22 protein-coding genes are annotated in these 26,040 nt (G+C 39.5%); 11 read left to right on the top strand and 11 right to left on the bottom strand.

Translation table 11 applies throughout. The features are described 5' to 3' along the window. The first annotated feature begins 25 nt into the window (after positions 1-25). The 9 genes from PHN32_02720 (at position 26) to PHN32_02680 (ending at position 11,840) form a co-directional block, all read left to right on the top strand. Positions 26-1,036: a LacI family DNA-binding transcriptional regulator gene (locus PHN32_02720; GenBank protein ID MDD3776503.1), complete on the top strand. Its 1,011-nt coding sequence runs from the start codon at positions 26-28 to the stop codon at positions 1,034-1,036. Between the two features lie 146 nt (positions 1,037-1,182). Then, a complete protein-coding gene (locus PHN32_02715) occupies positions 1,183-1,917 on the top strand; it encodes a FadR/GntR family transcriptional regulator (GenBank protein ID MDD3776502.1) in 735 nt (244 codons plus the stop codon). 52 nt (positions 1,918-1,969) lie between these two features. Next, the gene (locus PHN32_02710; GenBank protein ID MDD3776501.1) at positions 1,970-2,938 is read left to right on the top strand and encodes an ABC transporter permease; all 969 of its coding nucleotides are present in this window, start codon (positions 1,970-1,972) and stop codon (positions 2,936-2,938) included. Between the two features lie 82 nt (positions 2,939-3,020). Then, a complete protein-coding gene (locus PHN32_02705; GenBank protein MDD3776500.1) occupies positions 3,021-4,151 on the top strand; it encodes a substrate-binding domain-containing protein in 1,131 nt (376 codons plus the stop codon). 30 nt (positions 4,152-4,181) lie between these two features. Then, positions 4,182-5,690 (top strand): sugar ABC transporter ATP-binding protein, encoded by a 1,509-nt coding sequence (locus PHN32_02700; protein ID MDD3776499.1) that lies wholly within the window; start codon positions 4,182-4,184, stop codon positions 5,688-5,690. A gap of 4 nt (positions 5,691-5,694) precedes the next feature. Next, on the top strand, positions 5,695-7,578 hold the full coding sequence (locus tag PHN32_02695) for an aldehyde ferredoxin oxidoreductase family protein (GenBank protein ID MDD3776498.1): 1,884 nt from the start codon (positions 5,695-5,697) through the stop codon (positions 7,576-7,578). Between the two features lie 10 nt (positions 7,579-7,588). Then, complete coding sequence (locus tag PHN32_02690; protein MDD3776497.1) at positions 7,589-8,752, top strand: uroporphyrinogen decarboxylase family protein; 1,164 nt, start codon at positions 7,589-7,591, stop codon at positions 8,750-8,752. Positions 8,753-8,765: 13 nt separating this feature from the next. After that, complete coding sequence (locus PHN32_02685; protein ID MDD3776496.1) at positions 8,766-10,010, top strand: uroporphyrinogen decarboxylase family protein; 1,245 nt, start codon at positions 8,766-8,768, stop codon at positions 10,008-10,010. Positions 10,011-10,040: 30 nt separating this feature from the next. Beyond that, positions 10,041-11,840, top strand: a complete 1,800-nt coding sequence (locus tag PHN32_02680; protein MDD3776495.1) for an L-fucose isomerase — start codon at positions 10,041-10,043, stop codon at positions 11,838-11,840. A gap of 903 nt (positions 11,841-12,743) precedes the next feature. On the opposite strand, the gene dut is transcribed toward PHN32_02680, so the two are convergent. From dut to PHN32_02665, 3 genes are all read right to left on the bottom strand, one after another. Next, the gene (gene dut / locus PHN32_02675; GenBank protein MDD3776494.1) at positions 12,744-13,181 is read right to left on the bottom strand and encodes a dUTP diphosphatase; all 438 of its coding nucleotides are present in this window, start codon (positions 13,179-13,181) and stop codon (positions 12,744-12,746) included. Positions 13,182-13,373: 192 nt separating this feature from the next. Then, the gene (locus PHN32_02670; GenBank protein ID MDD3776493.1) at positions 13,374-14,561 is read right to left on the bottom strand and encodes a hypothetical protein; all 1,188 of its coding nucleotides are present in this window, start codon (positions 14,559-14,561) and stop codon (positions 13,374-13,376) included. Positions 14,562-14,965: 404 nt separating this feature from the next. Then, on the bottom strand, positions 14,966-15,256 hold the full coding sequence (locus tag PHN32_02665; GenBank protein ID MDD3776492.1) for a hypothetical protein: 291 nt from the start codon (positions 15,254-15,256) through the stop codon (positions 14,966-14,968). 150 nt (positions 15,257-15,406) lie between these two features. Between PHN32_02665 and ilvC the strand changes: the two genes are divergently transcribed. Continuing rightward, complete coding sequence (ilvC, locus tag PHN32_02660; protein MDD3776491.1) at positions 15,407-16,408, top strand: ketol-acid reductoisomerase; 1,002 nt, start codon at positions 15,407-15,409, stop codon at positions 16,406-16,408. A gap of 85 nt (positions 16,409-16,493) precedes the next feature. Next, positions 16,494-17,138, top strand: coding sequence for a transcriptional repressor LexA (gene lexA, locus PHN32_02655; protein MDD3776490.1), 645 nt, complete (start codon positions 16,494-16,496; stop codon positions 17,136-17,138). Here the strand turns inward: lexA and hflX are convergent. The 8 genes from hflX to rny are packed head-to-tail and all read right to left on the bottom strand — an operon-like array spanning position 17,135 to position 25,721. After that, entirely contained in the window at positions 17,135-18,445 is a 1,311-nt protein-coding gene (gene hflX, locus PHN32_02650) for a GTPase HflX (protein ID MDD3776489.1), read from the bottom strand. The genes lexA and hflX overlap by 4 nt on opposite strands. Before the next feature lie 15 nt (positions 18,446-18,460). Then, complete coding sequence (locus PHN32_02645; protein MDD3776488.1) at positions 18,461-19,624, bottom strand: LL-diaminopimelate aminotransferase; 1,164 nt, start codon at positions 19,622-19,624, stop codon at positions 18,461-18,463. 15 nt (positions 19,625-19,639) lie between these two features. After that, on the bottom strand, positions 19,640-20,497 hold the full coding sequence (dapF, locus tag PHN32_02640; GenBank protein MDD3776487.1) for a diaminopimelate epimerase: 858 nt from the start codon (positions 20,495-20,497) through the stop codon (positions 19,640-19,642). Next, positions 20,490-21,470, bottom strand: a complete 981-nt coding sequence (gene miaA / locus PHN32_02635; protein ID MDD3776486.1) for a tRNA (adenosine(37)-N6)-dimethylallyltransferase MiaA — start codon at positions 21,468-21,470, stop codon at positions 20,490-20,492. The genes dapF and miaA overlap by 8 nt, the downstream gene beginning before the upstream one ends. Continuing rightward, positions 21,458-22,774, bottom strand: coding sequence for a tRNA (N6-isopentenyl adenosine(37)-C2)-methylthiotransferase MiaB (gene miaB, locus PHN32_02630; GenBank protein ID MDD3776485.1), 1,317 nt, complete (start codon positions 22,772-22,774; stop codon positions 21,458-21,460). Before miaB ends, miaA begins: the two co-directional genes overlap by 13 nt. Positions 22,775-22,804: 30 nt before the next feature. Then, on the bottom strand, positions 22,805-23,065 hold the full coding sequence (locus PHN32_02625) for a stage V sporulation protein S (GenBank protein ID MDD3776484.1): 261 nt from the start codon (positions 23,063-23,065) through the stop codon (positions 22,805-22,807). A gap of 15 nt (positions 23,066-23,080) precedes the next feature. Continuing rightward, positions 23,081-24,178, bottom strand: a complete 1,098-nt coding sequence (locus tag PHN32_02620) for an ATP-binding protein (protein MDD3776483.1) — start codon at positions 24,176-24,178, stop codon at positions 23,081-23,083. Next, entirely contained in the window at positions 24,168-25,721 is a 1,554-nt protein-coding gene (gene rny / locus PHN32_02615) for a ribonuclease Y (GenBank protein ID MDD3776482.1), read from the bottom strand. Before rny ends, PHN32_02620 begins: the two co-directional genes overlap by 11 nt. Positions 25,722-26,040 lie beyond the last annotated feature (319 nt).

The raw sequence follows: 26,040 nt of genomic DNA, 5'->3' as shown, positions 1-26,040 counted from the left end.
TGTAAACGTTAACATAAATAAAGCCATGAAAAAAATTAATATAAAAACCATAGCCAGTAAAGCAGGTGTTTCCACCGCTACGGTGTCCAGGGTAATGCACAATTATCCTGGAGTAAAAGAGGAAACCAAAAAAAAAGTCCTGAAGGTGGCCTCCCAATTCAATTATGAAATAAACGCAGTGGCCAGCAGCCTTAGAAGAGAAAAGACCAATACCCTGGGTATTATTGTAGGAAATGTGCTGTCACAATTTTATTCAACTTTAGCTAAAGCAGTAGAGGATGTGGCCATAGAGGAGGGTTACAGCCTTATTTTATGCAATGGGGATGATAATCCCCAAAAAGAACTAAAGTATTTAAGGATTTTAAAAGCCAACCGGGTTGACGGCATAATATTGACTCCTACCGGAAAGAATGCCAGCTATATTGATTTTTTAAAAAAATCAGGGATGCAGATAGTACTGGTAGACAGACTAGTACCCGGATTGGAAAATGATGCAGTCCTGGTAGATAATGAAAAAGGCTCATATGAAGCAATAAAATACCTTATCAGCAGGGGATATAAAAGAATTGCTATTATTAATGGTTTTCCTGACCGGACTACGGGGGCAGAGCGGCTGGAGGGCTATAAGCGGGCTTTGACTGAGGCAAACATAAATATTGACCCTGGTTTAATAAAAACTGGTAATTTTAAAAAAAGAAGTGGAATAAATTTAGCAACCGAACTAGTGGAGGCCGACCCAAGACCGGAAGTTATATTTGTTACTAACCTGGATATGGCACTAGGAGCGGTTTTGGCCATAAAAAACAAAGGTTTGCACATTCCCCGGGATATTGGCATATTAAGTTTTGACAACCCGGACTGGACCCAGATAACCGATCCTCCCATCACCACCATAAATCAACCGGTGTACAGTATGGGCAATACTGCAGCCGAGCTTATCATAAAAAAAATTAACAAACCATCAAATTACAGAAATGAGCCGCCTTTAATTATCAGGCTGGGAACACACCTTGTAATCAGGAGCTCTACTTCTTAGCGAAAAAACTTGACAAATTAATTGTTTTTTAATAATGTAAACGTTAACAATAATAATTGTTTTAATTTCTTTTTTTAGCAGTTTTATATTGACTTTTATTTAAATGTTGCCTAATATTTAAAAACAATAACACTTGTATGACAGGTATGATGAGTGTAAAAAAGAAAGCTCCTAGAATTATTATTGACCGGATTTTGGAAGATATTGGGCAAGGTAAATTAAACTCAGGCCAGCTTCTACCTTCTCAAAATGAGCTCTGCCGCATCTATCAAACCGGCAGGGGAAGCGTAAGGGAAGCCCTTCAGGCACTGGAGCTGGTAGATGTAATTGAAATCAAACCTGGAGTAGGGGCATATATCAAGGATTTTTCCATTAATTCTTTTTTTAACCCGGCCCGTATCACCTTTAAACCGGATGAAAAGATAGTGCCCGACCTCTTGGAATTCAGGGAATTATTTGAGTCAATTGCTGTGCAGGCAGCCATTGACCACGCTAATGAGAGTGATTTAAAGGGAATGGAAGAAAACCTGGAACTTACTGATTTCTATATTAGGAAGCAAAATAGCGAAGAGTTCGTAAGGCTGGATTATGAATTTCACCAGAAGCTGTCAGAAGCATCCCATAACCAGGTAATTAAAAAATATTTTGATATCATTTTTCCTCTCCTGAAATATTGTATGACTGAAATACTTATTAAAACTACTGAAATACCAGGGGTAATGCAAAACACTTTGCAGGATCACAGAACTATTTTTAATAATATAAAAAATAAAAAACAATATGAAGCAGTAACCAGTATCAGAGAGCACCTGGAATTTGTAAAAAATAACTATAGCCAGATACAAAGTTCCCAAAAACAGGATGAAATATTAAGCAGCTGAAAAACAATATAGTTTTTAATAAATCCTTTAACAAACAAAGGGGAGTAAGAAATTGAAAAAAAACTACATAAGAGACATATTGACCAGCGGAAACTTTGGGTTGTTTATAGCAACCATGATATTATTTGCCATACTTTCAATTTTTTCTGACAGTTTTCTGACACCTTTTAACATGTATACTACCGGCCGAACGCTGTCTTTATATGTATTTATAGGGCTGGCTCAAGGATTGGTCTTGGTAGTGGGTGACATGAACCTATCAGTGGGTGCTATAGGCGGTCTGGCTACCATTACTGCAGGATACCTGATGGATATCCATGGAATACATGGAGCAGTAGCTACTATTGCCGCATTAGTGGTAGGTATAGCCTGCGGAGCCATAAACGGGGTTATTACTGCCAAGTTTGGCATAAACGCTTTCATTGTTACCCTGGCTACTTCATTTATCTTTACTGGTATAAATTTTGGTTTTACCCAAGGTTTTTCTTTTGTAAATATCCCCTTAACTTTTACCATATTGGGGAAAGGCAAAGTGTTTGGGATTCCCTATATTTTTATCTTCACTCTTTTTGCCCTTATAATCATGTTTCTCTTTTTTAAATATACTTTAGTAGGTAGAAGGATACTGGCCGTAGGAGAAAACCTGGAAGCTTCCAAGTTTTCAGGTATAAATACAGACAAAATAAAATTACTCAGCCATATACTATCGGGTTTTGTTGCCGCCCTGGCTGCAGTACTTTATATATCCAGAATGGGTACAGCACCTCCGGTTACCGGACAAGACTGGTTGATCATATCTTTTGCCGTAGCTATTCTGGGAGGTACTGCTCTTAGTGGTGGTTCTATTACCGCATTCGGGCTTCTTTTAGGTGGGGCTATTATGGTAATGATTAAAAACGGTCTTATTATACTGCAGACCAATGTTTATTGGGAACAGGCATACCTGGGACTATTGATTCTGCTGGCAGTAGCCATTGACAGAGTTAGAAATATATACAATCAAAGAAGGTTGATAGAATAAAAAAAATGGAGGTGAGGGGTTATGTAGTGGCAATAAATTAGAACTGTATTATCAATAAAACCATAAAGAAAGGTGATAGTAAATGAAGAGGCATTTATCAAAAATTATAATGGTCCTGCTGGTATTGTCACTAGCAGTGGCTCTTCCGCTTAGCGGTTGCGCCGGCGCTGCAGAGACAGTAGAGCAAGCAGCCCAGGAAGTTCAAGAGGCTGCTGAAGCGGTAGTGGAAGAAACTGAAGAGGCTGCTGAAGCGGTAGTGGAAGAAGCTGAAGAGGCTGCTGAAGAAGCAGTAGATACCAGCAAATACAAGTTGGGTTCTTATTGGCCGGCAGTTCACCCATACTATGAGTCCGTAAAAAAGGGCCTGGCTAAACATGCTGAGGATTTCGGGGTAGAAGTTTATTCCCAAATAGGTACAGACTGGACCCAGCCTACTGAAAATGAGCAGGTAGAAGCATTAATAGCCCAGGGCTATAATGGACTTATGGTTTTCCCGCTGGATGCAGCTGGAGCTAATGCTTTATATCAAGAGGTAGTAGATCAAGGCGTTCCGGTATGTAATTATGGTGCTCAGACCCAAGAGCCTACTCCTGCATCTTTTACCGTGGCTACCGATGTTAAGGCTGCTGCCATGGAAGCTGCTGAAAGAGTATGTGAAGCTATGGATTATAAAGGCGGAATACTGAATGTCCTGGAAGTAGTAACCGATCCAAACACCATTCTCAGAAAAGAAGGCGTGGAGGAAGTTGCTGCCAAATATCCAGATGTAGAAATAGTGCAAACCATAGGTGACATGAATGAACTGGAAGAATGTATAGAAAAGGTAAGTAATGCATTAGCTGCTGGCGGAGATTCTATTAATGGTATAGTTACCACCGGATACAATCCTACTGTAGCTGTTGCTCAGATACTTACTGAAATGGAAAATGACAGTATAGCCTTTGTTGGTATTGATGATGATCCTGCTGTACTTAAGGCTGTTGAGCAGGGTTATATTACCGGTACCTTTGGCCAGAATCCATACTGCCAGGGTTATGTTACTCCTTTATTGCTGGAATACCTGATAGATGGATTGGAGCCCAAGGCTGACCATACATTTATCGATACTTTTGGTGTAGTTATTACCCAGGATAATATTGATACTTTCATGGATGAGCTTTGGCAGGCTGCTTTTGATTTAGCTGAAAGCGCCAAAACAGAGTATTTTAAATAAAATTATATGAAGGGTAGGGGGAACTAAAAGGTGTTAAGGTTAGAAAACATAAGTAAGTCTTTTCCGGGAGTAAAGGCGTTAGATGATGTGTCGGTTGAATTTGGACAGGGCCAGATACATGCTCTTTTAGGGGAGAATGGTGCAGGCAAATCCACTTTAATTAAAGTAATTTGTGGTGTGCACATGCCTGATAGCGGTAAGATGTATCTTAATTCTAACGAACTGGTAGTGGAAAACTACATAGATGCTTTGAAAAAAGAAATCAGTGTGGTTAACCAGGAGCTACAGGTTTTGCCCAGATATAGTGTGGCTGAAAATATTATGCTGGACAAAATGGTAACTTACGGTAAGACCGGTGTACTTAACTGGAAAAAAATTAATCAAACTGCTAAGAAATATCTAGATATGGTAGGATTAGAAGTTCCCCCTACCAAACCTATTGGCGAGCTTAGTGTTGCCCAGAAACAGATGGTGGAGATAGCCAAATCATTGGCTTCCAAATCCAAAATTTTACTTCTGGACGAACCTACCTCTTCAATTTCTGAAGGCGAGGCAGAAAAGCTTTTTTCAATACTAAAAGGTCTAAGGGAAAAAGGCATAATCATTTTGTTTGTTACCCATAAACTGGAAGAAGTGTTTATGGTATGCGATATGGTTACCGTACTAAGGGATGGTAAAAAAATTGGAACCAGACCCATCAGCGAAGTAGATAAACAGGATTTGGTAAAGATGATGATAGGCAGGGAAGAAAAGATTGAATCATTCAAGTTTGAATCCCTGGATAACGGAAAAGCCTTATTGGAAGCAAAAAATATCTATAAGGAGCACAAGGCTGAAGATGTTAGCTTTAAACTTTACCCGGGTGAAGTTTTAGGTTTTTATGGATTGGTAGGTGCTGGCAGAACCGAGTTAGCCAGGCTTGTCATTGGAGAGGACCGGAGGCAGTCTGGGGAAGTATTCTTAAAAGGCAAAAAAATCAATCCCCGGTCCATAGCTGATAGCCTATACAGGTACCGGATGGGTTATGTTACTGAAAATAGAAAGGAAGAAGGCCTTCTGCTGGGCAGTACCTTGCAAACCAATATCAGTATTACCATCTGGCCTAGGATAGCCAGCAAAATATTGAGGTTTATTGACGGCAACAAAGAAAGGAAGCATGCCCAAGATATGGTGGATAACCTAGATATCCGTACTACCGGGCTCAACCAAATAGCAGGAAAGCTAAGTGGTGGAAATCAGCAGAAAGTCAGTATCGCCAAATGGCTGGTAGCGGACTGCGATATCATTATATTTGATGAACCTACCATAGGCGTGGATGTAGGGGCCAAGGAATACATCCACCAACTTATATATAACCTGGCCCATAAGTCTGGAAAATCTATCATATTAATATCTTCGGATATGCCGGAGATTATTAAGCTGGCTAATAGAATATATATATTCAGGGACAAAAAAATCGTAGGGGAAATTGAAAACGTGAACAAGGATGCAGATAGCTACAATATAGTTAGTAAAGAAATAGGAAGCTATTATATTTAATATTATGTCTTTTGGTTACAATGGCAAAGTTTTACAAATAGATTTAACCGATAAGCAGGTAGAATCAATAAAGTTAGATGATAAATTTTACCGCAGATATATTGGTGGGGCCTGCTTGGCAGCTTACTTTTTACTTAAGAATTTAAAGCCCAAAACTGATCCCTTATCCCCGGATAATATCCTTATTTTTTCCACTTCCCCCATTACAGGAGTGGATTGTGCGGGAACTGCCATGCACAATGTAATTACCAAGTCTCCTTTAACTAACCTGATAGGGGAAGCTACTACTCCCGGTTACCTGGGTGAAATGATTAAAAAATCTGGTTTTGATGCTATTATTATAAAAGGTAAATCTGAAAAGCCCTGCATGATAGTGATAAATGACGGTGAAGTAAAATTTTTAGAGGCTAATCATATTTGGGGGCTTAAAACTTCTGAAGCTTATAACATTCTAACCCAACAGGAAGACTTGAACCGCCACAGCATAGCCTTAATTGGGCCAGCAGGGGAAAAACTGGTTCGTTTTGCTTCCATAATTACAGACAACTGTTTTATAAGTTCAAGGTGTGGTGTGGGAGCAGTAATGGGTTCTAAGAATTTAAAAGCATTATGCGTATACGGCCAGAAACCTATCAAGGTCAGTAATCCTGAAAAGCTAGGCCAGGTTTCCAAATATTTTGAGCAAAATTTTTTAACCAACCCCTTAAATGAAAGCCAGCATGGACCCGCCAGCAATGCAGGGTATCTAAAGCTATTATCTGACCAGGGAATGCTTTCAGCTAAAAATTTTCATTATTCCTACTTTGATAAGGCGGAATCCATAGATGGCTTCACTATTGCTGATAAATATGCCCCTGAGAACCATAACTGTTCCCACTGCCAGGGAGGGTGTAAAAAAAGGCTGCCTTCTGTAAAGGATATTAACCTTAATCCTGAGTTCGGCCTTATCGAGCTGGAAAGCCTGGCTGCCACCTCTTACAATTTATTGGTAGATGATATGGAAGCCACCTTAAAGCTATGGAATATGATTTGCGACTATGGGGTAGACGGAACCTCCCTGGGAAACATATTGGGCTATGCAGTGGAATGCTATGAAAACGGGCTAATCAGCCCTGATGATACCATGGGGACCTGTTTAAGGTGGGGTGATTCCCAGGCCATGTTAAAGATGGCCACCATGATTATGGAGAGAAAATCCATTGGTGATACCCTGGCCGAGGGGGTAAGGCTGGCCTCCTACCATATCCAGGGTTCAGAAAAATTTGCGATGCATATAAAGGGTATGGAAATGCCATTCCATGAACCCAGAATTAAACAAATGCTGGGATTAGGCTACGCTGTCTCTCCCATTGGCCCTTACTATACTGTGGTTGAACATGATACTGACTTTGATTTTCAGGCAAACCAAATGTTTATGGACAAGGTGGCGCCACTTACCGTATATGACCGGTTACCAGCAGATTCACTAAATCAAGACAAAGTGAGGATGTTTTTTTTACTGCAGCCGGCTTTTTCTATGCTGGATGCACTATGCGGCTGTATTTTTGCCTTTTCCCCAGTTAGATTTTTTAATTTTCAGTATCTGGTAGATATAATAGATGCGGTGACTGGATGGGAAACTTCTTTGTTTGAGCTGGTTAAGATTGGAGAAAAAAGGATAAATATGTATAAGTTGTTTGCCCTGCGGGAAGAGGTTGGAGAAGATATTCTGCCAGACAGGATATTTGAACCTATTGAAAATGGCCCGAACCAAGGGATGCACCTGGATAAAAAACAGTTTATGGAGGCCAAACAGCTTTACTATCAACTGGCAGGGTGGGATACTGGGGGAAAACCCACCGATCACAAGTTACTGGAATTGGAACTTACTGAATTTAAAAATAAATAAAGTTAAAAAATTGGATAAATATACAAGCTATGACAGGGTAATTGCTTCACTTGAGCATAGGGAGCCGGACAGGGTTCCATTTGATCTGGGTGGAGCCTTGGTGGCGGGCATAAATATAAAGGCCCTAAATAATCTTAGAAACTTTTTGGGCTTGAAGGGCCGGGCTGAAGTCTGGGATACCATTACTCAACTGGGTAAAATGGAACAGGACATCATAGAACAATTAGAAATTGATATTAAAAATGTAGCTCCTAATCCTCCAAAAAATCCAGGTTTATACCGGAACTTGGGAATTAAAGATAATTACTGCGGATTAATAGATGAGTTCGGGATAGAATACAGGATGCCGGTAGAGGGAGGCCATTATTATGATATTTATCAAAGCCCCCTGCAGCAGGCCGAAACTATTACGGACATAGAAAATTATCCCTGGCCGGACCCAATTGATGCAGCCCGGTTTGAAGAATTGAAAGAAAAAGCGGATCAGATAGTAAAAGAGGAAAAGAGGGCTTATTTTTTAGAAAGAATGAGTGCCGGGATGTGGGAAAATGCCATGTGGATGAGGGGCTATGAACAATTTTTTATGGATATGCTATGTAATAAAAAGATGGTACAGGCCATTATGGACAAGTTTCTGGAGATAAAAATGGCTTATTGGCAGAAGGCTTTAGAAACAGTTGGGGATAATGTATTGGTGGTATCTGCCGCTGATGATTTAGGCAATAAAGACAGCTTGCTGGTATCTCTGGACCTCTACCGGGAATTGATCTGGCCTTATCATAAAAAACTGTTTGAATTTATAAAAAAGAAGGCTAAATCCAAAGTTTATATATTTTTCCACTGTGATGGAGCCATAAAAGAGGCTATACCTTTACTCCTAGAAGCAGGAGTGGATATCCTTAACCCGGTACAGGTTAACTGCAAGGGAATGGATACCAAAACCCTTAAAAAAGAATTTGGCCAAGATCTTACCTTCTGGGGCGGTTCCTGTGATAACAATATCATGTCTTTTGGCACTCCTCAACAGGTAAGAGAGGAAACTAAAAGAAGAATTGATGACCTGGCTCCGGGAGGAGGCTTTATATTTTCTCCCATCCACATCATACAGAGCTCGGTACCTGCAGAAAATATCATGGCCTGGTGGCAAACATTAAAAGATTTTGGCAAATACTAACAGGGGAGTCCAAATGAATTCCAGACAAAGAATTAGGGCTATATTAGAACATAAAACCGCTGACAGGATACCCATTGACCTGGGCAGCATGAGATCTTCAGGTATTTCTACTATTGCTTACAATAAGCTGTTAAAGGAGCTTGGAAAGGAAAGTGGCCAGGCTAAGATGTATGACTTTATACAGCAGCTTGCTTTTCCACAACGCGATATTATGAAACACTTCCACATAGATGCCATTGATGCCGGACAGGGGTTCTTACTCTCGGAACACGATTGGAGGACCTGGACCTTAAATGATGGGTCTAAATGCTTAATACCACAATTTTTAAATGTGGAAATTGATGAAAAAAACACCGTATATGTTTCAGATGAAAATGGTACCAGGCTGGGCAAGAAACCAGCATCCTCCCTTTACGTAGACCAGTGTTTTTGGATTTACCAAAACCTTCCATCTATCCCTGATGAATTCAATGATGAAGATTTAGATAAGCATATGTGGGCAATTCCTTCGCCGCCCTGGCATCTAAACATATTTGACCCTAAACAATTTAACCGGTTTGTGGAAGGCATTAAAAAGCTATATGAGGAGACTGATTATTCCATAGTTTTATCAGTAGGCTGCAATATGTTTGAAACCGGTACATTTTTAAGGGGACTGGCAAATTTTATGATGGATGTTTATACCGATAAAAAGAAAACCATGTATCTGCTGGACACCCTGGTAGAAAGAAATCTGGTAAAGTTAAAGAAGGTTATTGATGGAGTAGGGAAGTATGTTGACTTGCTGCAGTTTGGTGATGACCTGGGAGGACAGGATGGTCCATTCATGTCACCTGAAATCTATGATGAAGTGTTTAAGCCCCGCCATAAAAAAATGTGGGATTTTGTACATGAAAACAGCAGCTGCAAGGTATTTTTACATTCTTGCGGCTCTATTTATGAGCTTTTACCAGGATTAATTGATGCAGGTTTAGATGTATTAAACCCAGTTCAAACCACTGCCAGGGATATGGAACCGGAAAAACTTAAGAAAGAATTTAAAAATGACCTGGTTTTCTGGGGTGGAGGCTGTAATACCCAAGAGGTGCTGGCCAAGGGAACCCCTGAACAAATCAGGCAGGATGTTAAAAAAAGAATTGAAATTTTAGGGGAGGGTGGGGGTATGGTATTTAATCAAATACATAATATTTTGGCAGATGTGCCTCCCCAGAATGTTATAGCTATGCTGGAAGCAGCTTATGAGTATGGAAAATATTAAAAACAATAATACATAAAGGAGCACCAAAGCATGAGCGATTCAACCAAAAACAGGTTAATAGGTACCTTGCCCAAAATAGGCATCAGGCCTACCATCGATGGCAGAAGGAAGGGGGTAAGGGAATCTCTGGAAACCCAGACCATGAACATGGCTAAATCTGCCGCTAAACTAATTTCAGAAAACTTAAGGCACCCTTGCGGGGATCAAGTGGAGTGCGTTATTGCGGACACCACTATAGGCGGAGTAGCAGAAGCTACCATGGCCGATGATAAATTTGCCAGGGAAGGGGTAGGCCTAACCATTACCGTTACTCCCAGCTGGTGTTATGGCTCTGAAACCATGGATATGCATCCCACCAGGCCCAAAGCAGTTTGGGGTTTTAACGGCAGTGAAAGGCCGGGAGCAGTATATCTGGCAGCAGTTCTGGCAGCACATGCCCAAAAAGGCCTTCCTGCTTTTGGCATATACGGTAAAGACGTGCAGGATGCAGATGATACCTCCATACCTTCAGATGTAGCCCAGAAATTGCTTCAATTTGCCCAGGCCGGCCTAGCCGTGGCAGCCATGAGGGGTAAATCCTATCTTTCCATAGGTAATACCTCTATGGGTATTGCCGGATCCATAGTAGATCCCAATTTCTTTGAAGATTATCTGGGAATGAGATGTGAATATGTTGATTCCACTGAAATAATCAGGAGAATAGAAGAGAACATCTATGACCACCAGGAATACAGCAAAGCACTGGATTGGGTAAAGAAAAACCTTACAGAAGGACCAGATAATAACTCGCCTGCCATTCAGAAAACCAGGGCACAAAAAGATGCTGATTGGGAATTTGTGGTTAAAATGACTTTAATTGTAAGAGATCTTATGGTAGGAAATCCAAAACTGGCCGATATTGATTTTAAGGAAGAAGCTATGGGCCATAATGCTTTAGCATCCGGATTTCAGGGACAGCGCCAGTGGACTGATCATTTCCCCAATGGTGATTTTACTGAAACCATGCTAAACACTTCCTTTGACTGGAACGGCATAAGACAGCCTTACCTGGTGGCTACAGAAAACGATGCCTTAAATGGCGTCCCCATGATTTTTGGACATCTCTTAACCAATACCGCACAGGTATTTGCTGATGTAAGAACCTTCTGGAGCCCAGAGGCAGTAAAAAGGGTAACCGGGTATGATTTAGAGGGCTATGGCAAAACTGGTATTATACATCTGATAAATTCAGGTTCAGCAGCATTAGACGGAACAGGTCAGCAAAGCATAGACGGAAAACCTGCCATGAAGCCATACTGGGATATCACTGAAGATGAAGTTAAGGCTACCTTGGCCAATTCCCAGTTTAGGCCAGCAAACGTTGAATACTTCAGGGGCGGCGGCTTTTCTGCTAACTTTGTAACTAAAGGTGATATGCCGGTAACCATGTTCAGGATAAACCTTATCAAGGGACTGGGCCCTGTACTTCAAATTGCAGAAGGCTATTCCGTTTCTTTACCGGAAAAAGTTGGCCAGATTTTAAGTGACAGAACCGACCCAACCTGGCCCAATACCTGGTTTGCTCCTAAAATAACCGGTAAGATTCCCTTTAACGATACTTATACCCTTATGAACAACTGGGGAGTAAACCATGCAGTATTCAGTTATGGTCACATTGGAGCTTTGCTTATAACCTTGGCTTCTATGCTAAGGATACCGGTGGCCATGCATAATGTTGATGATAGCAAGCTGTTTAGGCCTAGCGCCTGGGCTGCTTTTGGCACCAAGGATATGGAGGGGGCTGACTACAGGGCCTGTAGGAATTTTGGGTCACTGTATAAGAAAATTTAAATAAAGATTCTTTATACCACGTACATCGTCCTTGGAAAAAGTACAGGGGTAATTGTAATACCCCTGTACTTTTTATTTGCTTTTATTATTTTTGGTAAACTTTTAAATACAATATTTACAGGGGATATAAGTAGAGTATTTGGAATGATGGGGAAAATAGTTAAAATATTTAAAAGTTAACATAATATATATTATCGGTAGTTATATTTATTCTATATTTTTCCTAGTGTTTAGAGCTATTACCAGGCTTTTATATCCCTTTGTCCTAAAAAAGTCGCTTTCACATGCCTTTCTAGCCTACTTCTATAAAATGTAAAAATTTAAATAAAATAATCTATTTATTCTAACTCAATTATTTTGTTTTTAAGTTTCTTCTCTTTGGCCAATATAGACCTTTTAATTGCTTCTGTTTCTGATAGATGATTAATTTATATTTTCATAAATGATTAACTATAACCCTGTCAGCGCTAGTAATATTATTTTTGGAACTTAAGCTCAGATCTCCATAACATGGCCTTGCCCAACCGGCCATTCTCCAAGGTCCTAATTTATTATTATTTATGTATAAGAATCCATTATTTTAAAAAAATTTGATGGTATATAAACTATTCAGTTAATTTGCTATCAAACCAGGTTAAGCCATTAGTTTAGGCATAAAATATAAGATAATTTACCATAAATCTTTTCATATTATAACAAATGTTACAATATAGACATCTATAATTATATCTTTTATACTAATTAGTAATATATAGTAGTCATAATAATAGATAAATATCTCAGTAAACATTAGGGGCAGGGCAATAATTTAAATAATGTGCTTTAAATTTTTATGCGCTTGAAGGTGAAATGAATTAATCTTTTTGTATAAGCAATGTCCTGTTTGGGTTTGGTATTACTAAATTAGAATCTTCCAGTGCTGCCAAACCCTCCCTTCCCCCTACTGGTATTATCCAGTTGGCTAACTGTCTTAATTTCAGCTTTCTCTACTTTTTGTATAACCAACTGGCATATTTTATCGCCTTTATTTATAATAAAATCCTGTTTCTGGTCTAAATTAATTAAGATTGCACATATTTCACCCCTAAACCCTGAATCAATTAGCCCTGGACTGTTTACCAGCGCTATTCCATTATCAATGGCCAATCCAGATTTAGGTTGCACAAATCCGGCATAACCTTCAGGTATAGCCACCTGTATACCGGTAGGAATTTTCTTTCTTTCCATGGGTTTTAAAGTTATCATTACCCTGCTGTACAGATCCATTCCAGCATCCCCGGGATGAGCGTAAGTGGGAAACTTAGCGTTTTTATCAATTGATTTTACATTAATAGTTACCATTATATAGAAATCCTTTCTATCCTGGTTTTAAGTAATTAAAATATACTAATTTCGGTATTAATTACATATTTTAAGCTTTAAATTAAACATTAATTATAAAGACATAACTATAAAGTTTTACTTAAATGTTTAACCTTAAACTATGTTATTAACCTTTTATAGCATGTTTATCTTTTAGCTAAGTCCTAACATTTAAGGTTTATATTTTTTTAGCTGAGGTAGGTCTTTATTTATATCGGGTCCAAAGAACTTAAATATAATTAATTCATCATTACCCGTATTCTTAATAATTAAAGGTTTTAGGGCACAGTCATGGGTTACCATTAACTCATCCAGGCCGAAATTGCCGGCTTCAATTACATTCCCCCCATAAATTCCTTTACCTTTCCAGGCAACTATATTATAAACTCCATTATCTTTACTGGTAAATTCACCTCCCGGTTCTACAACCAGTTTCTTGCCGCTAAATTTATTGGTACCATAATAAATCCAGTATTCTCGGCCTCCTTCCTGCTCTTCTATTAATTGCGGCTCTAAGTGATAGTTTTCATAAAAATAGGGATCTGCAGAATCCTTCCAGTTTATTTGGTCCAGAACAGCCCTCTCTTTATATTTTTCCCGATCTTGCTTGCTTATATCTTTATACAACAGCTCCTTAGATATTATTTTACCTCCAGCTAGAGCCTGGAGCATTGAAAACACATCTGAATCCTCCTGCAGCTCAATAGTGACTGCCGTACCAGGGGCATGTAGGATTCCGCTGGGTAAAATAAAGCCTTCCCCTGGAGTATTCTGGTAGGCCCTGGAATGCTTTAAAATCAGGTCGCTATTCCAATCTTCCAGGTAAGGGAGAAGAATATCAAATTTTTTCTGGTCATATATATAAGGGTGGACTCCAAAAAAGGTTTCGGGGTGAGGGCCGACATCTACTCCTTCTGGAAAATAATAGGCTTCATCTTTAGATTTCCTGCCAACTTTTACCGCATCTTTCTGCATCTGGTGTATGTGATAAGGAATCCTGTCTCCAAAATCATAAATTTTGGGCAACCTTCCCAACCCGTTATGGCTGCGGGAATATTCTTTACCCATAATTATGGTACCTAGCAGGTCTATAGCCTCTTTTAATGTAATGCTGGCTCCCTCAATATTCAGGTAGCTTAACCCTTCATCCTCCGGACCAATTGCATTATCAGCTTTGGTGGTTGATGCCAGCCATCTTTCAGTAATCCATCCTCTCTGGCCTTTATCATATGCATCTTCCGCCAGCCCCAACCTTTTGCCAGGCGGCAAAAAATTCCTGGCTACCCATGCTGGATTCAGCCTGAGAATACCATTTCCAGCTTCAAGCGCTTTTTCTATTATCTTAATCTTATTTTCCATAACTAACCTTTCTCCATTAATTAGTTAGTAATTAATAATCTAATAACCTATTATGCTGAACAGGGATTATTAAAATAAATAAAATTATAAGGGTATCCAAAATTACACCCTCTTGGCATTAATACCTGCCCTTGCCTCCCCTCTACCCTATTTGGCTAATTTTGCCAGTTTCATATTAAAGCTATCTTTAACAACCAGACATAGGGTTTCTTAATAGCAAAATACTAAATAACTTACAGTTATTTAGTATTTTATACTGTTTGTTAACAAATTGACAATTGATTACTTCGTTTTTTATTCCATTTGAAAAGTTTGGATGCTACCCAAAAGGTAGTGAATAATATGGGTTGGCTAAGATTATATGGTGTGTTCTATTATTTTTTGTAATTTTTTGACTAAAACCCTTACTCAAATACAGGCACTATTATGGTACGGTTGCTTATATAGCCATTTGAATTTATAGAATTGACCCTCATGGTTTCATTTATAAACTTATGTTTAGCAGCAGGATCAGAATAACTGGCTGCAATTTCTTCAACTTTTGCAGGCTTATCTACCGCTATTTGGATGTACTTGGAAACATTTACCCCTGTAACTTTATTAATGTTGAAATAAATAGCAGTAAAAGTAAACATGGCAGTTACCAGTAATGCCAGTAGAAGCAAAGTTCCCTTAAAAATATTTAAAACCTTCATTTTTACCTCCATACGAACATATGTTTGTATTTAATAATAAGGCGAACATACGTTTGTGTCAATAAAATTTTTGTTTTTTATCCCATTTAGGTTTAAGTTTTCTCTTAATTACTTTAAAATGAATATAAAATAATATTTCTAGGAGGAGTTATGGTCGAGATATTTTACGATCGGGACATTGACAGCGCGATACTCAATGAAAAAACCTTTGCTATTATTGGCTACGGAAGCCAGGGGCATGCGCATGCCCAAAATTTAAGGGACAGCGGGATGAAAGTCATTATAGGCGAATTGGAAGACAGCAGCCCTGCCCAGAAAGCAAAGGAAAAGGGATTTGACGTATATTCAGCTGCCCAGGCAGCAAAACAGGCAGATGTGGTTATGATCCTTCTTCCCGACCAGCTGCAGCCAGATATCTTCTATAATGACATAAAGCCCAATTTGGAGCCGGGCAATATATTATGTTTTGCCCATGGTTTTAACATCCATTATAACCAGATATTACCACCACAGGACGTAGATGTAATCATGATAGCTCCCAAAGGCCCTGGCCATATAGTTAGAAGGATGTTTGCTGAAAACAGCGGAGTGCCTTCTATTATTGCTGTATACCAGGATTATTCCGGCCAGGCCAAACAATACGCCCTGGCTTATGCCAAGGCTATAGGGGCAGGAAGGGTTGGAATTATCACCACTACCTTTAAGGAAGAAACTGAAACTGACCTGTTTGGAGAACAGGCTGTTCTTTGCGGGGGAACAACCGAACTTATAAGGGCTGGATTCGATACCCTGGTAGAAGCCGGTTACCAGCCGGAGATAGCCTATTTTGAGGTTTTAAGCGAATTAAAACTGATAGTAGACTTAATTTATGAAGGGGGAATATCCAGAATGAGGGACTCCATCAGTGATACTGCTGAATATGGTGACATGATGATAGGCAAAAAAGTTATTACTGAGCAAACTCGGGAAAATATGAAACAGATACTTAAAGACATCCAAAGCGGGCAATTTGCTAAAGACTGGATACTTGAAAATAGGGCAGGCAGGCCTGTCTATCATGCCATTAAAAAAATAGAAGAAAACCATCCGGTAGAAGTGGTGGGCAAAAAATTACGAAAAATGATGACTTGGATAAGCAAGGAAGACGATTAATTAACTACAGAAAAGCGAACCTATGTTTGCTATGGGTTCGCTTTTCTGCTATAATCAAAACAATTAATACTTAGAACTAGACCTAATGCGAAAAAATATAGAAATTAGTGATAAGCAAACCCTGATTTTGGAATTTATTTTATCTTCATTAAAATCTAACGGTTACCCGCCTACTGTAAGGGAAATAGCCAAATCTGTAGGTTTAAGTTCTTCTGCCACTGTTTATTCACATTTAAAGAAGCTGGAAAAGATGGGATACATTAAAAGAGACCCCAGCAAGCCTAGAGCCATTGAAATTTTATCCAAAGCCAACCATTTGATCAATCCTGCAGTAGATTCCAGTATAAACCAGAGCGTTATGGTTCCATTGGTGGGAACTGTTGCTGCAGGTACCCCTATTTTAGCTGAAGAAAACATTGAAGATTATTTTCCCCTTTGCCAAGATTTTGTAAAAGGTAATAATCCTGTTTTTCTGCTTAGGGTTAGAGGTGACAGTATGGTTAATGCTGGCATATTAGATAGGGACTATATTATTGTTAGAAAGCAAGACACAGCTATCAATGGAGAAATAGTAGTAGCTTTAATGGAAGATGAATCTACAGTTAAAAGATATTTTAAAACCAGCAAAAACATAAAGCTAATGCCCGAAAACGACCATATGCAACCCATTATAACTAAAAATGTGTCTATAATTGGTAAAGTAATTGGTGTGGTTAGAAAGTATTTTTAATACTGGCTTAGGCTCCCCTTATATATATAATCTGAAAGCTGGGAATAGAATTGAGTATCTGCACTCAAAGTAAGCAAAACACTATCTTCCAGATATTTCTTATCCAGTACCTGGCAATGATCAAATACCTTGGATATAAGCTTATTTTCACTATAGGGTATTTTTACGGTTAAGGTAATATAATCAGTGGCAAGGCTGCTTTCAACCTTTTCTATCAGCATATCGAGGCCCTGGCCAGTCAAAGCAGATATAAAAATGGACCCTGGATATTTTAGCTTAATTTTCTTAATTGCTTCCCCATCTACTTTGTCTATCTTGTTAAATACACTCAATATGGGTTTATGGTGAGCTCCGATTTCCTTTAATACGGATTTTACACTGTCCATATGCTGGTCAAAATTAGAATTACTGGTATCTATAACCATAAGCAGCATATCTGATTGTTTAACTTCCTCTAAGGTAGATTTAAAGGAAGCAATAAGCTGATGAGGCAGTTTCTCAATAAACCCCACAGTATCCGATAACAGAATCTCACTACCATGCCCCGTTTTAAGTTTTCTTACTGTAGAATCCAGAGTAGAAAAAAGCATATTTTTAGCTTCTACATTAGATTTAGTTAATTGATTTAATAAAGTAGACTTACCACTATTGGTGTAACCTACTAAAGCTACCTGGGCAGTATGGCTAATTTTCCTTCTTTTTCTCTGGGTGTTTCTCTGAGTGCTTATTTGATTTATTTTTTTCTCCAGCTGGCTTATTCTCTTCCGGATAGTCCTCCGGTCAACTTCCAGCTTGGTTTCACCAGGTCCCCTGGTGCCTATACCTCCACCCAGCCGGGAAAGCTCTAAGCCTCGTCCCCGCAACCGGGGCAGGAGATAATTAAGCTGGGCTAGTTCCACTTGCAGCTTACCTTCCCTACTATGGGCCCTCTGGGCAAAAATATCCAGTATAAGGGCAGTCCTGTCTATTATTTTTACCCTGAGCTTGTCCTGGAGGTTTCTCTGTTGGGTAGGGGTTATTTCTTCATCAATAATAACCAGGCCTACATCCTTATGTTCTACTAATTGCTTGATTTGTTCCAGTTTTCCTGTACTTATATAGTATTTAGGGTTAGGTTCCTCCTGGGAATGTATTACTGTTTCTTCTACATCCGCACCGGCACTGGCTGCCAGATTCTGAAGCTCCTTGACATTTTCATCAAAACTGAAACGGTTATCTCTGTTCTTTATTAATACCAGTAATGCTTTTTCCCTGGTATCTTTAATAATTTCCAAAAATTTACTTTCAGGTTTACCTGACAGATTCATCAATATATATCACCTTTATAAAACACTGTTAATCCTGTCCAGTGCCTCCTCCAGCCGAGCATCATCAATAGTTAGTGAAATCCTGAAATAACCTTCACCGCTAGGCCCAAAAGCACTCCCGGGAGTAACCACTACATTAGCTTTATCCAATAACATTTTAGCAAAGGATTTAGAAGTAAATCCAGAAGGTACTTTTGACCAGATATAGATAGTATAATCTGAATCATAATATTCTATACCTATATTGTCTAAAATAGCCTTTACCTTTTTTCTTCTTAAATTATAGACATAATTATTTCCAGCTATCAGTTCCTGGTAATTATCCAAAGCTTCTATGGCTGCCAGCTGTACTGCATTAAATATACCTGAGTCTACATTAGTTTTATATTTACCCAGGCTGCTGATAATTTGCTTATTTCCTACCGCATAGGCAATTCTCCACCCGGTCATATTAAATGTCTTGGACAAGGAATTAAATTCTACCCCTACCTCCATGGCACCCTTAACATTTAACAGGCTCACCGGCTGCTGGCCTGGATGGGCAAAGATATCAGAATAAGCATTATCGTGGCATACTATAATATTATATTCTTTGGCAAACTCTACCACTTTTTCAAAAAAAGGAAGGCTGGCCGCCGCCGATGTCGGATTATTGGGGTAATTTAAGTACATAATCTTAGCCTTTTTAGCAATTTTAGGATCTATGCTATCTAAATCCATTAAAAAATTATTCTTTTCCATTAGTGGTACTGAATAAGATATACCTCCCGCAAACATAGTGCCAATTTTATAAACCAGGTATCCTGGATCAGGAATAATAGAGTAATCCCCAGGGTTTATAAAAGTATAAGCTATATTGGCAATTCCCTCCTTGGAACCCCACAGGGGCAGAACCTGGGCGCTTTCCAGGTCAACCTGGAATCTACTCTTGTAAAAACGGGCCACTGCCTGGTTAAATTCAGGCATTCCGTAACTGGAGGGGTACTGATGGTTTTTAGGATCATTAGCCCCTTTATAGAGGGCTTCAATTATTTTATCTGCAGTAGGCATGTCAGGATCACCTATGCCCAGGCTGATTACATCTTGCCCCTGCTGTTTTTTTTGTTTAATAACCTGGTCTATTTCTGCAAAAAGATAAGGCGGCAAATTTTTAAGCCTGTCTGATTCTATGATGTCCATGTCCACTATCCTTTCCTATATATTGAAAAGCGTTCCGTCAAATACATAATTGGCAGTACCTTTTAAATAAACCGGTCCTGTGCCTGGCCAATTTACGCAAACAGTTCCTCCTGGAAGGTTTACTACGACTATGCCCGGCTTGATTTTACCCAGCTTAACCGCAGCTACTGCTGAAGCGCAGGCTCCTGTCCCACAGGCCAAGGTCTGCCCTACTCCCCTCTCCCATACCCTCATATCCAAGCTTTCCTTATTCTGCACATAAACAAACTCCACATTAATTTTGTTAGGAAACAAGGGGTGTTCTTCCAATACTGGGCCCCACTTACCTAAATCTATTTTCTTTAAACCCTGGCTGGAATCAACAAAAATTACACAGTGGGGATTACCCATGGAGACCAAATTTACTGTAAAGGTTTGGCCTGCAGCTAGAATCTTATGGCCAAATACTTCATCTTCCCCTTTTAAGTTGGCCGGAATTTGTTCCGGCCCGAATAAAGGCTGTCCCATATTAACCTCAATATTTCCCGGCTGCCCTCCCTGCAACTCTATTTTTATAGATTTCTTACCGGCCAAGGTCTCAATATCCATTTTATCCTCCCTGGTGATTCCCCTATCCCATAGAAACCTGGCCATGCACCTGATCCCATTGCCGCACATTTCTGCTACTGAACCATCAGCGTTAAAGTAATCCATCTTAAAATCATATTTATTGGATTTCCGGGCTATTATAATCCCATCGGCCCCCACTCCAAAATGCCGGTCACAAATAAAGGCTACCTGCTTAGGGGTCAAATTGATCTCCTGGTTTACTCCGTCCAATAGAATAAAGTCATTGCCCTGGCCATTTAATTTGGAAAAATGTAAATCAGCCATCAAGCCTCTCTTCGATAATTTTTAAAAAATCATGGTTTAAAGACAAAATATTATCATAATTATCTACTCTTATCCAATTAATCCTGGGGTCTTTACTGAACCAGGTAAGCTGTTTTTTAGCCAGTCTTCTGGTATTTTGCTTAACCAGCTTGCGGCATTGCTCCAAATCTATTTGCCCTTTGATATATTTAATTACTTCCCGGTATCCTACCGCCTGTTTTAAAGGAAAACTATGCTCAAAACCCTGCTCTAACAGCTTGTTTACTTCATCGACTAATCCTTTTTCAAACATAAGGTCCACCCTGGATTCAATATCTGCATAAAGCAGCTTCCTATCTTTATTCAAACCGATAAATATACTGTTATAGTCAGAGTCCCTCTCTTCCCAGTCATCCTGATATGAAGAAAAAGGCTTTCCGCTTATATAATATACTTCCAGTCCCCTTATGATCCTCCTTTCATCATTGGCGCTAATTTTAAGGCTGTAGGGCCGGTCTACCTTCTGAAGCAGCTGGTAATATTTTCCTATTCCCTCCTCCTTTATTTTTTCCCCTAGATTATGCCTGATATCTCTATCCTGGGGAGGGGCAAATTTCAATCTGTCTGTTACTGCCCTTATGTACAACCCGGAACCGCCAGCTAAAATAGGGATTTTGCCCCTATCTAAAAAATTTTGTTCTATTAGCGGCCTGCAGATTTGCCTGAACCTTACTGCGGTAATATAATGGTCTGGCGTAAAAAGATCTACCATATACAGCTTAAAATGAGGACTGTACTGCTTATCCGTACCAATGGTCATCCCCTGGTATACCTGCATGGAGTCCACTGATATAATACCGGTTTTCCATCTCTGCGCCCAATCTGCCGCCAATTTGCTTTTTCCTACCCCGGTAGGGCCGCATATAATCAATACCGACTTTTGGGATACCAATTTTTCTCTTAAGGCTTCCGCCCTGGCTTCTAACTGCTGCATATACTATTTAGCTTTCCCTTTAGATAAAAATTCTTAGCTTCCATAATATCCACCACTACCAGCTTTCCTATTAGGTCTTCTTTTCCTTCCAGAAGCACTATAGTGTTATCATCCAGCCGGGCCTGCAGCAGGTCCTGGCCTTTGGGGCTCTTGCCTTCTACCAAACCCTTATACCGCTTGCCTTCCATTTTTAAATTTTCCTCATAACTTATTTTATTTTGAACCTCTACCAGTTCATAAAACCACTTTTTTTTCTGCTGCAGCTCTATATTATCCTCAAGCAGGGCTGCCCTGGTTCCCTTCCGGGCAGAATAAATAAAGGTAAAAGCCCTTTTAAACCTTACCTTTTGGATCATATCCAAGGTCTTATCAAAATCATCACGGGTCTCACCCGGAAAACCTACAATTATATCGGTGGTAAGCGAATAGTCTTTTATTTTTTTCCTTATGTTTTCCACTATATCCATATACCTTGCGGTATCATATTTTCGGTTCATTCTGCTTAAAACAGCATCGGAGCCAGACTGCAGTGGCAGATGTATATGGTTTAATATGTTTTCCCTTTGAGCAATAGCTTCTACGGCTTCAAAACTAAAATCTTTAGGATGTGAAGTCATGAACCTTATCCTGGGGATACCGGTATCGCTGACTTTTTTAAGCAGCTGGGCAAAATCTATACCCATGGCAAGATCATTCCCGTAAGAGTTTACATTCTGCCCCAGCAAGGTAATTTCCTGTACCCCATCCGATACCAGCTGCCTGGCCTTTTTTACAATTAAGTCCGGGTCCAAGGATTTTTCCCTACCCCTTACCAATGGCACTATGCAGTAGGAGCAAAAATTATTGCATCCGGTAATTATGGGCAGGTAAGCTTTAAAAGAGCAAACTCTTTGGGCCTGATCCAGCTGATAATCAAAACCGTCTTCAGGGGCACTGCATAGACTTTGGCCGGTGATGCTGCTTTCCTGTATAAGGCGGGGCAGCTCCGAGATATTAAGGGTGCCAAATACTATGTCCACAAATGGGAAATCTTCTATTATTTGGCCCTTCAGGCTCTGGGCAGTGCAGCCCCCCACCCCTATTATTAACCGGGGGTTATCTTTTTTTAAAGTTTTTAGGTTGCCCAGATGCCCATAGAGTTTGTTTTTAGCCTTTTCCCTTACCGCACAGGTATTAAATATGATGATATCTGCTTTTTCAATTTGATTGGTTGGCTCATAACCCTGGCTGCTTAGGTAAAAAGCAATCCTCTCCGAGTCATACTCATTCATCTGGCATCCAAATGTTTTAATAAATGCTTTCATGGTTGGTAATTTTTTAGGAAAGAAAACAGGTTACCTGGGCTCTACCGTAATCACAATGGCCGTCTTTATCTCGCCGTTTACCTCTATATCCTTAAAAAAGGGAATACAAACCAAATCCTGTCCAGTGGGAGCAATAAAACCGCGGGCAATAGCTATGCCCTTGATAGTCTGGTTTAAAGCACCAGCCCCTATGGTTTGTATCTGTACTTGGCCCTCACTTCTAATTACTCCGGCAATAGCCCCGGCCACTGAATTAGGTTTAGAGTTTGAAGAAACCTTCAGAAGTTTCATGCTGTTACCTTAATTTCAATCTTTTTGCTTCAATTCTATATCTATGTTTAACCTATTATTTTTCTTTTTGTATTCTACATTTTGTACTGACAGGAAATATTTATTTCCCATGCTGTCTATTTTTTTGGCTACTGATTTAATTATACCTTTTATTTCTTCAGGTTTAAACCTATTTACCAGTCCTATTTCATCATACAGTTTTAAATTTCTTTCTTTTTTTTCCTTATCTTCCAGAACAGGTCCCCTATAATTATTTTTAACAGGCTCCAAAGGCGGTATTTCCCCATAGATTACCCTTTGAATGCTTCTCTGGGATATATCCATGCCAAAAATCCTGCTGCTAATTTCTTCCAGTACATTGTAGCTGTCAGCCAATAAAGGGATTTCGTGTATTTTAACAGTATTAGACTGCAGGAAGTTACACAGTTCAGCCCACTCTGCCCATTTTGGATACTGGCTTTCCCTGCTCCTCATGGTAGCCAGGATTTGGGTAGAGGTACCGTAATAAATGGTTATTTCCGGGTTTTGGAGCTGGAACTCCATGATGGCCTTTATAATATTATTGACTCCCCCCATAACAGTAAGGCCTTCTTCGGTTTCTGTTATCTGGGGCATAATGGATTGGTCTTTTTTTTCAGGAAGATCATTTAAATCTACCATAACATAAAAACAGGTACCCCTCTGGTGTTCAGAATAGGTGATACTGATATCTTCCACATTTAGCTTAATGGAAAAAAGGGCCATGCCCCGCCCATGAAACCCATAGGCATCCTTTTTGGCGTTATCCAGCTTGGAAGTAACCCTGGACTCAAAAATTATTTTTTGAAACTTTTCGGGTATACCTGTTCCATCATCTATAAAATGAATAACCCGTTGGGAATCTCCCAATTTTTTAGTAGCTATAAAGATGTTTTTGGCCTGTGCGTCCCTACTGTTTCGGAGCAGTTCCACTATTATGTCTTCCACACAATTTATATCCTGAAGAGCCTGCCTTCTCTCTGCCTCCGATATTTTTAGCCTGACAAAGCCATTACCCAAATCTTCTTCTACATTAAGCACATCTGACATATTGAGTTCGGCCAAAAACTTCTTAATGTCAGGATTATTTTGCATAATCTACAGCTCTGCTCTCCCTTATAACCGTAACCTTTATCTGCCCGGGATAATCCATATCATTTTCAATTTTCCTGGCAATATCCCTGGCCAGGACCAAAGACATGTCCTCATCAACATCTTCAGGTTTAACTATAACCCTGATTTCCCTTCCGGCCTGTATGGCATAAGCTTTTTCTATACCATTAAATTCAGTAGCAATGTTTTCCAAGGTTTCCAGCCGCTTGATATAGCTTTCCAGGGTTTCCCTTCTGGCTCCAGGCCTGCCTCCGGATATGGAATCTGCTGCCTGGACAATTACGTCCAGCATACTGCTGGCTTCAATTTCATTATGATGGGCCTCTATAGAGTGGCATATCTCTTCATCTTCATGCAGCCTTCTGGCCAGTTCTGCCCCTATTTTGGCATGGGAACCTTCAATATCGTGAGTAAGGGCTTTACCGATATCATGCAGCAGCCCTGCCCTCTTGGCCTTCTTAATATTATAACCCAGCTCCCCCGCTATTATGCCTGAAATATAGGCCACTTCCTTGGAATGCATCAACACATTCTGGCCATAGCTGGTTCTGTATTTTAACCTGCCCAAAACCTTGATAATACCGGGATTGAGTTCAGATATACCGGTATCAAATACTGCCTGCTCCCCCTCCAGCTTAATCTCATTATTTATCAATTTTGAAGCTTTTTCATACATCTCTTCTATACGGGCAGGGTGGATCCTGCCATCTACTATCAGGTTTTCCAGGGTAACCCTGGCTATTTCTCTCCTAACGGGATCAAAGGAGGAAAGGATTACTGCTTCCGGGGTGTCATCAACTATGATATTTATACCGGTTAGGTTTTCAAATACTCTTATGTTTCTTCCTTCCCTGCCTATTATCCTTCCCTTCATTTCATCATTAGGAAGGTTCACCACGCTTACCGTGGATTCGGAAACATGATCTATTGCACATCTCTGAATGGCCTGAGAGATTATTTTTTTGGCCATTTTATCCGCATCCTCTTTGAGCCTGTTTTCTATTTTCCTGATTTCCTTAGAAGCCTCGTATTTGGCTTTTTCCTCCATTTTTTTCATCAGCACCGCTTTGGCTTCATCCTTGGTAAGCTCCGCAATAGCCTCCAGCCTTAACAATTCTTTTTTTAGTATTTCCTCCAGCTGTTGATTCTTTTGCTCCAGCTCCTTTTCCCTGGAACCCAGGCCGTACTCTTTCTTTTCCAAATAATGGGCCTTTTTTTCAATAGTCTCTTCCCTGGATATAAGGCGGTTTTCCATTTTCTGCATTTCAATTCTCTGGCTTTTTATTTCCTGGTCTGCCTGAAGCTTGAGGTTTTGTATCTCTTCCTTGCCTTCCAGCAATGCTTCTTTCTTTAATGTTTGAGCTTCTTTTTCAGCATCTCCCAAAATGCTTCTTGCCTTCTGTTCTGCAGAATTAAGCCTGGAATCAATAATATATTTCCGGTAAAAAAATCCGATTAAAAATCCAATAACAAGGATCGCCAGCCCTATGGCACCATACCTTAATAATTCTAACACTTCTACCATCCTCTCTCTAATACAAAAAAGCCAAGCATATTGCTTGACTTTATAAATTAATATTAACTAATTTGTTATTTTATAAGTATTTACACCTCCCGGATATCAAGGAGACTAGGTATTCAATTTTATTAAAAAAACCCCTTTCAATTGTTTATTAGATACCCTCATGCTTTCCTATACTTATAAAATTTATCTAAACTAAAATTAATAATTACTGTGTCCAGTAAATCCTAAATCAAGCAATATAATTTAACTATTTACAAATATTTTTATGTTAACTATTTTATCTTTACCGCCGTACTAAGTCAACCACTGCCGCTCTTTT

The sequence above is a fragment of the Actinomycetota bacterium genome, from assembly GCA_028698215.1.
Classification (GTDB): Bacteria; Actinomycetota; Humimicrobiia; order Humimicrobiales; family Humimicrobiaceae; genus Halolacustris.
Note: the sequence above shows the minus strand (reverse complement) of the source record. Positions and strands in the feature narration are given on the sequence as shown.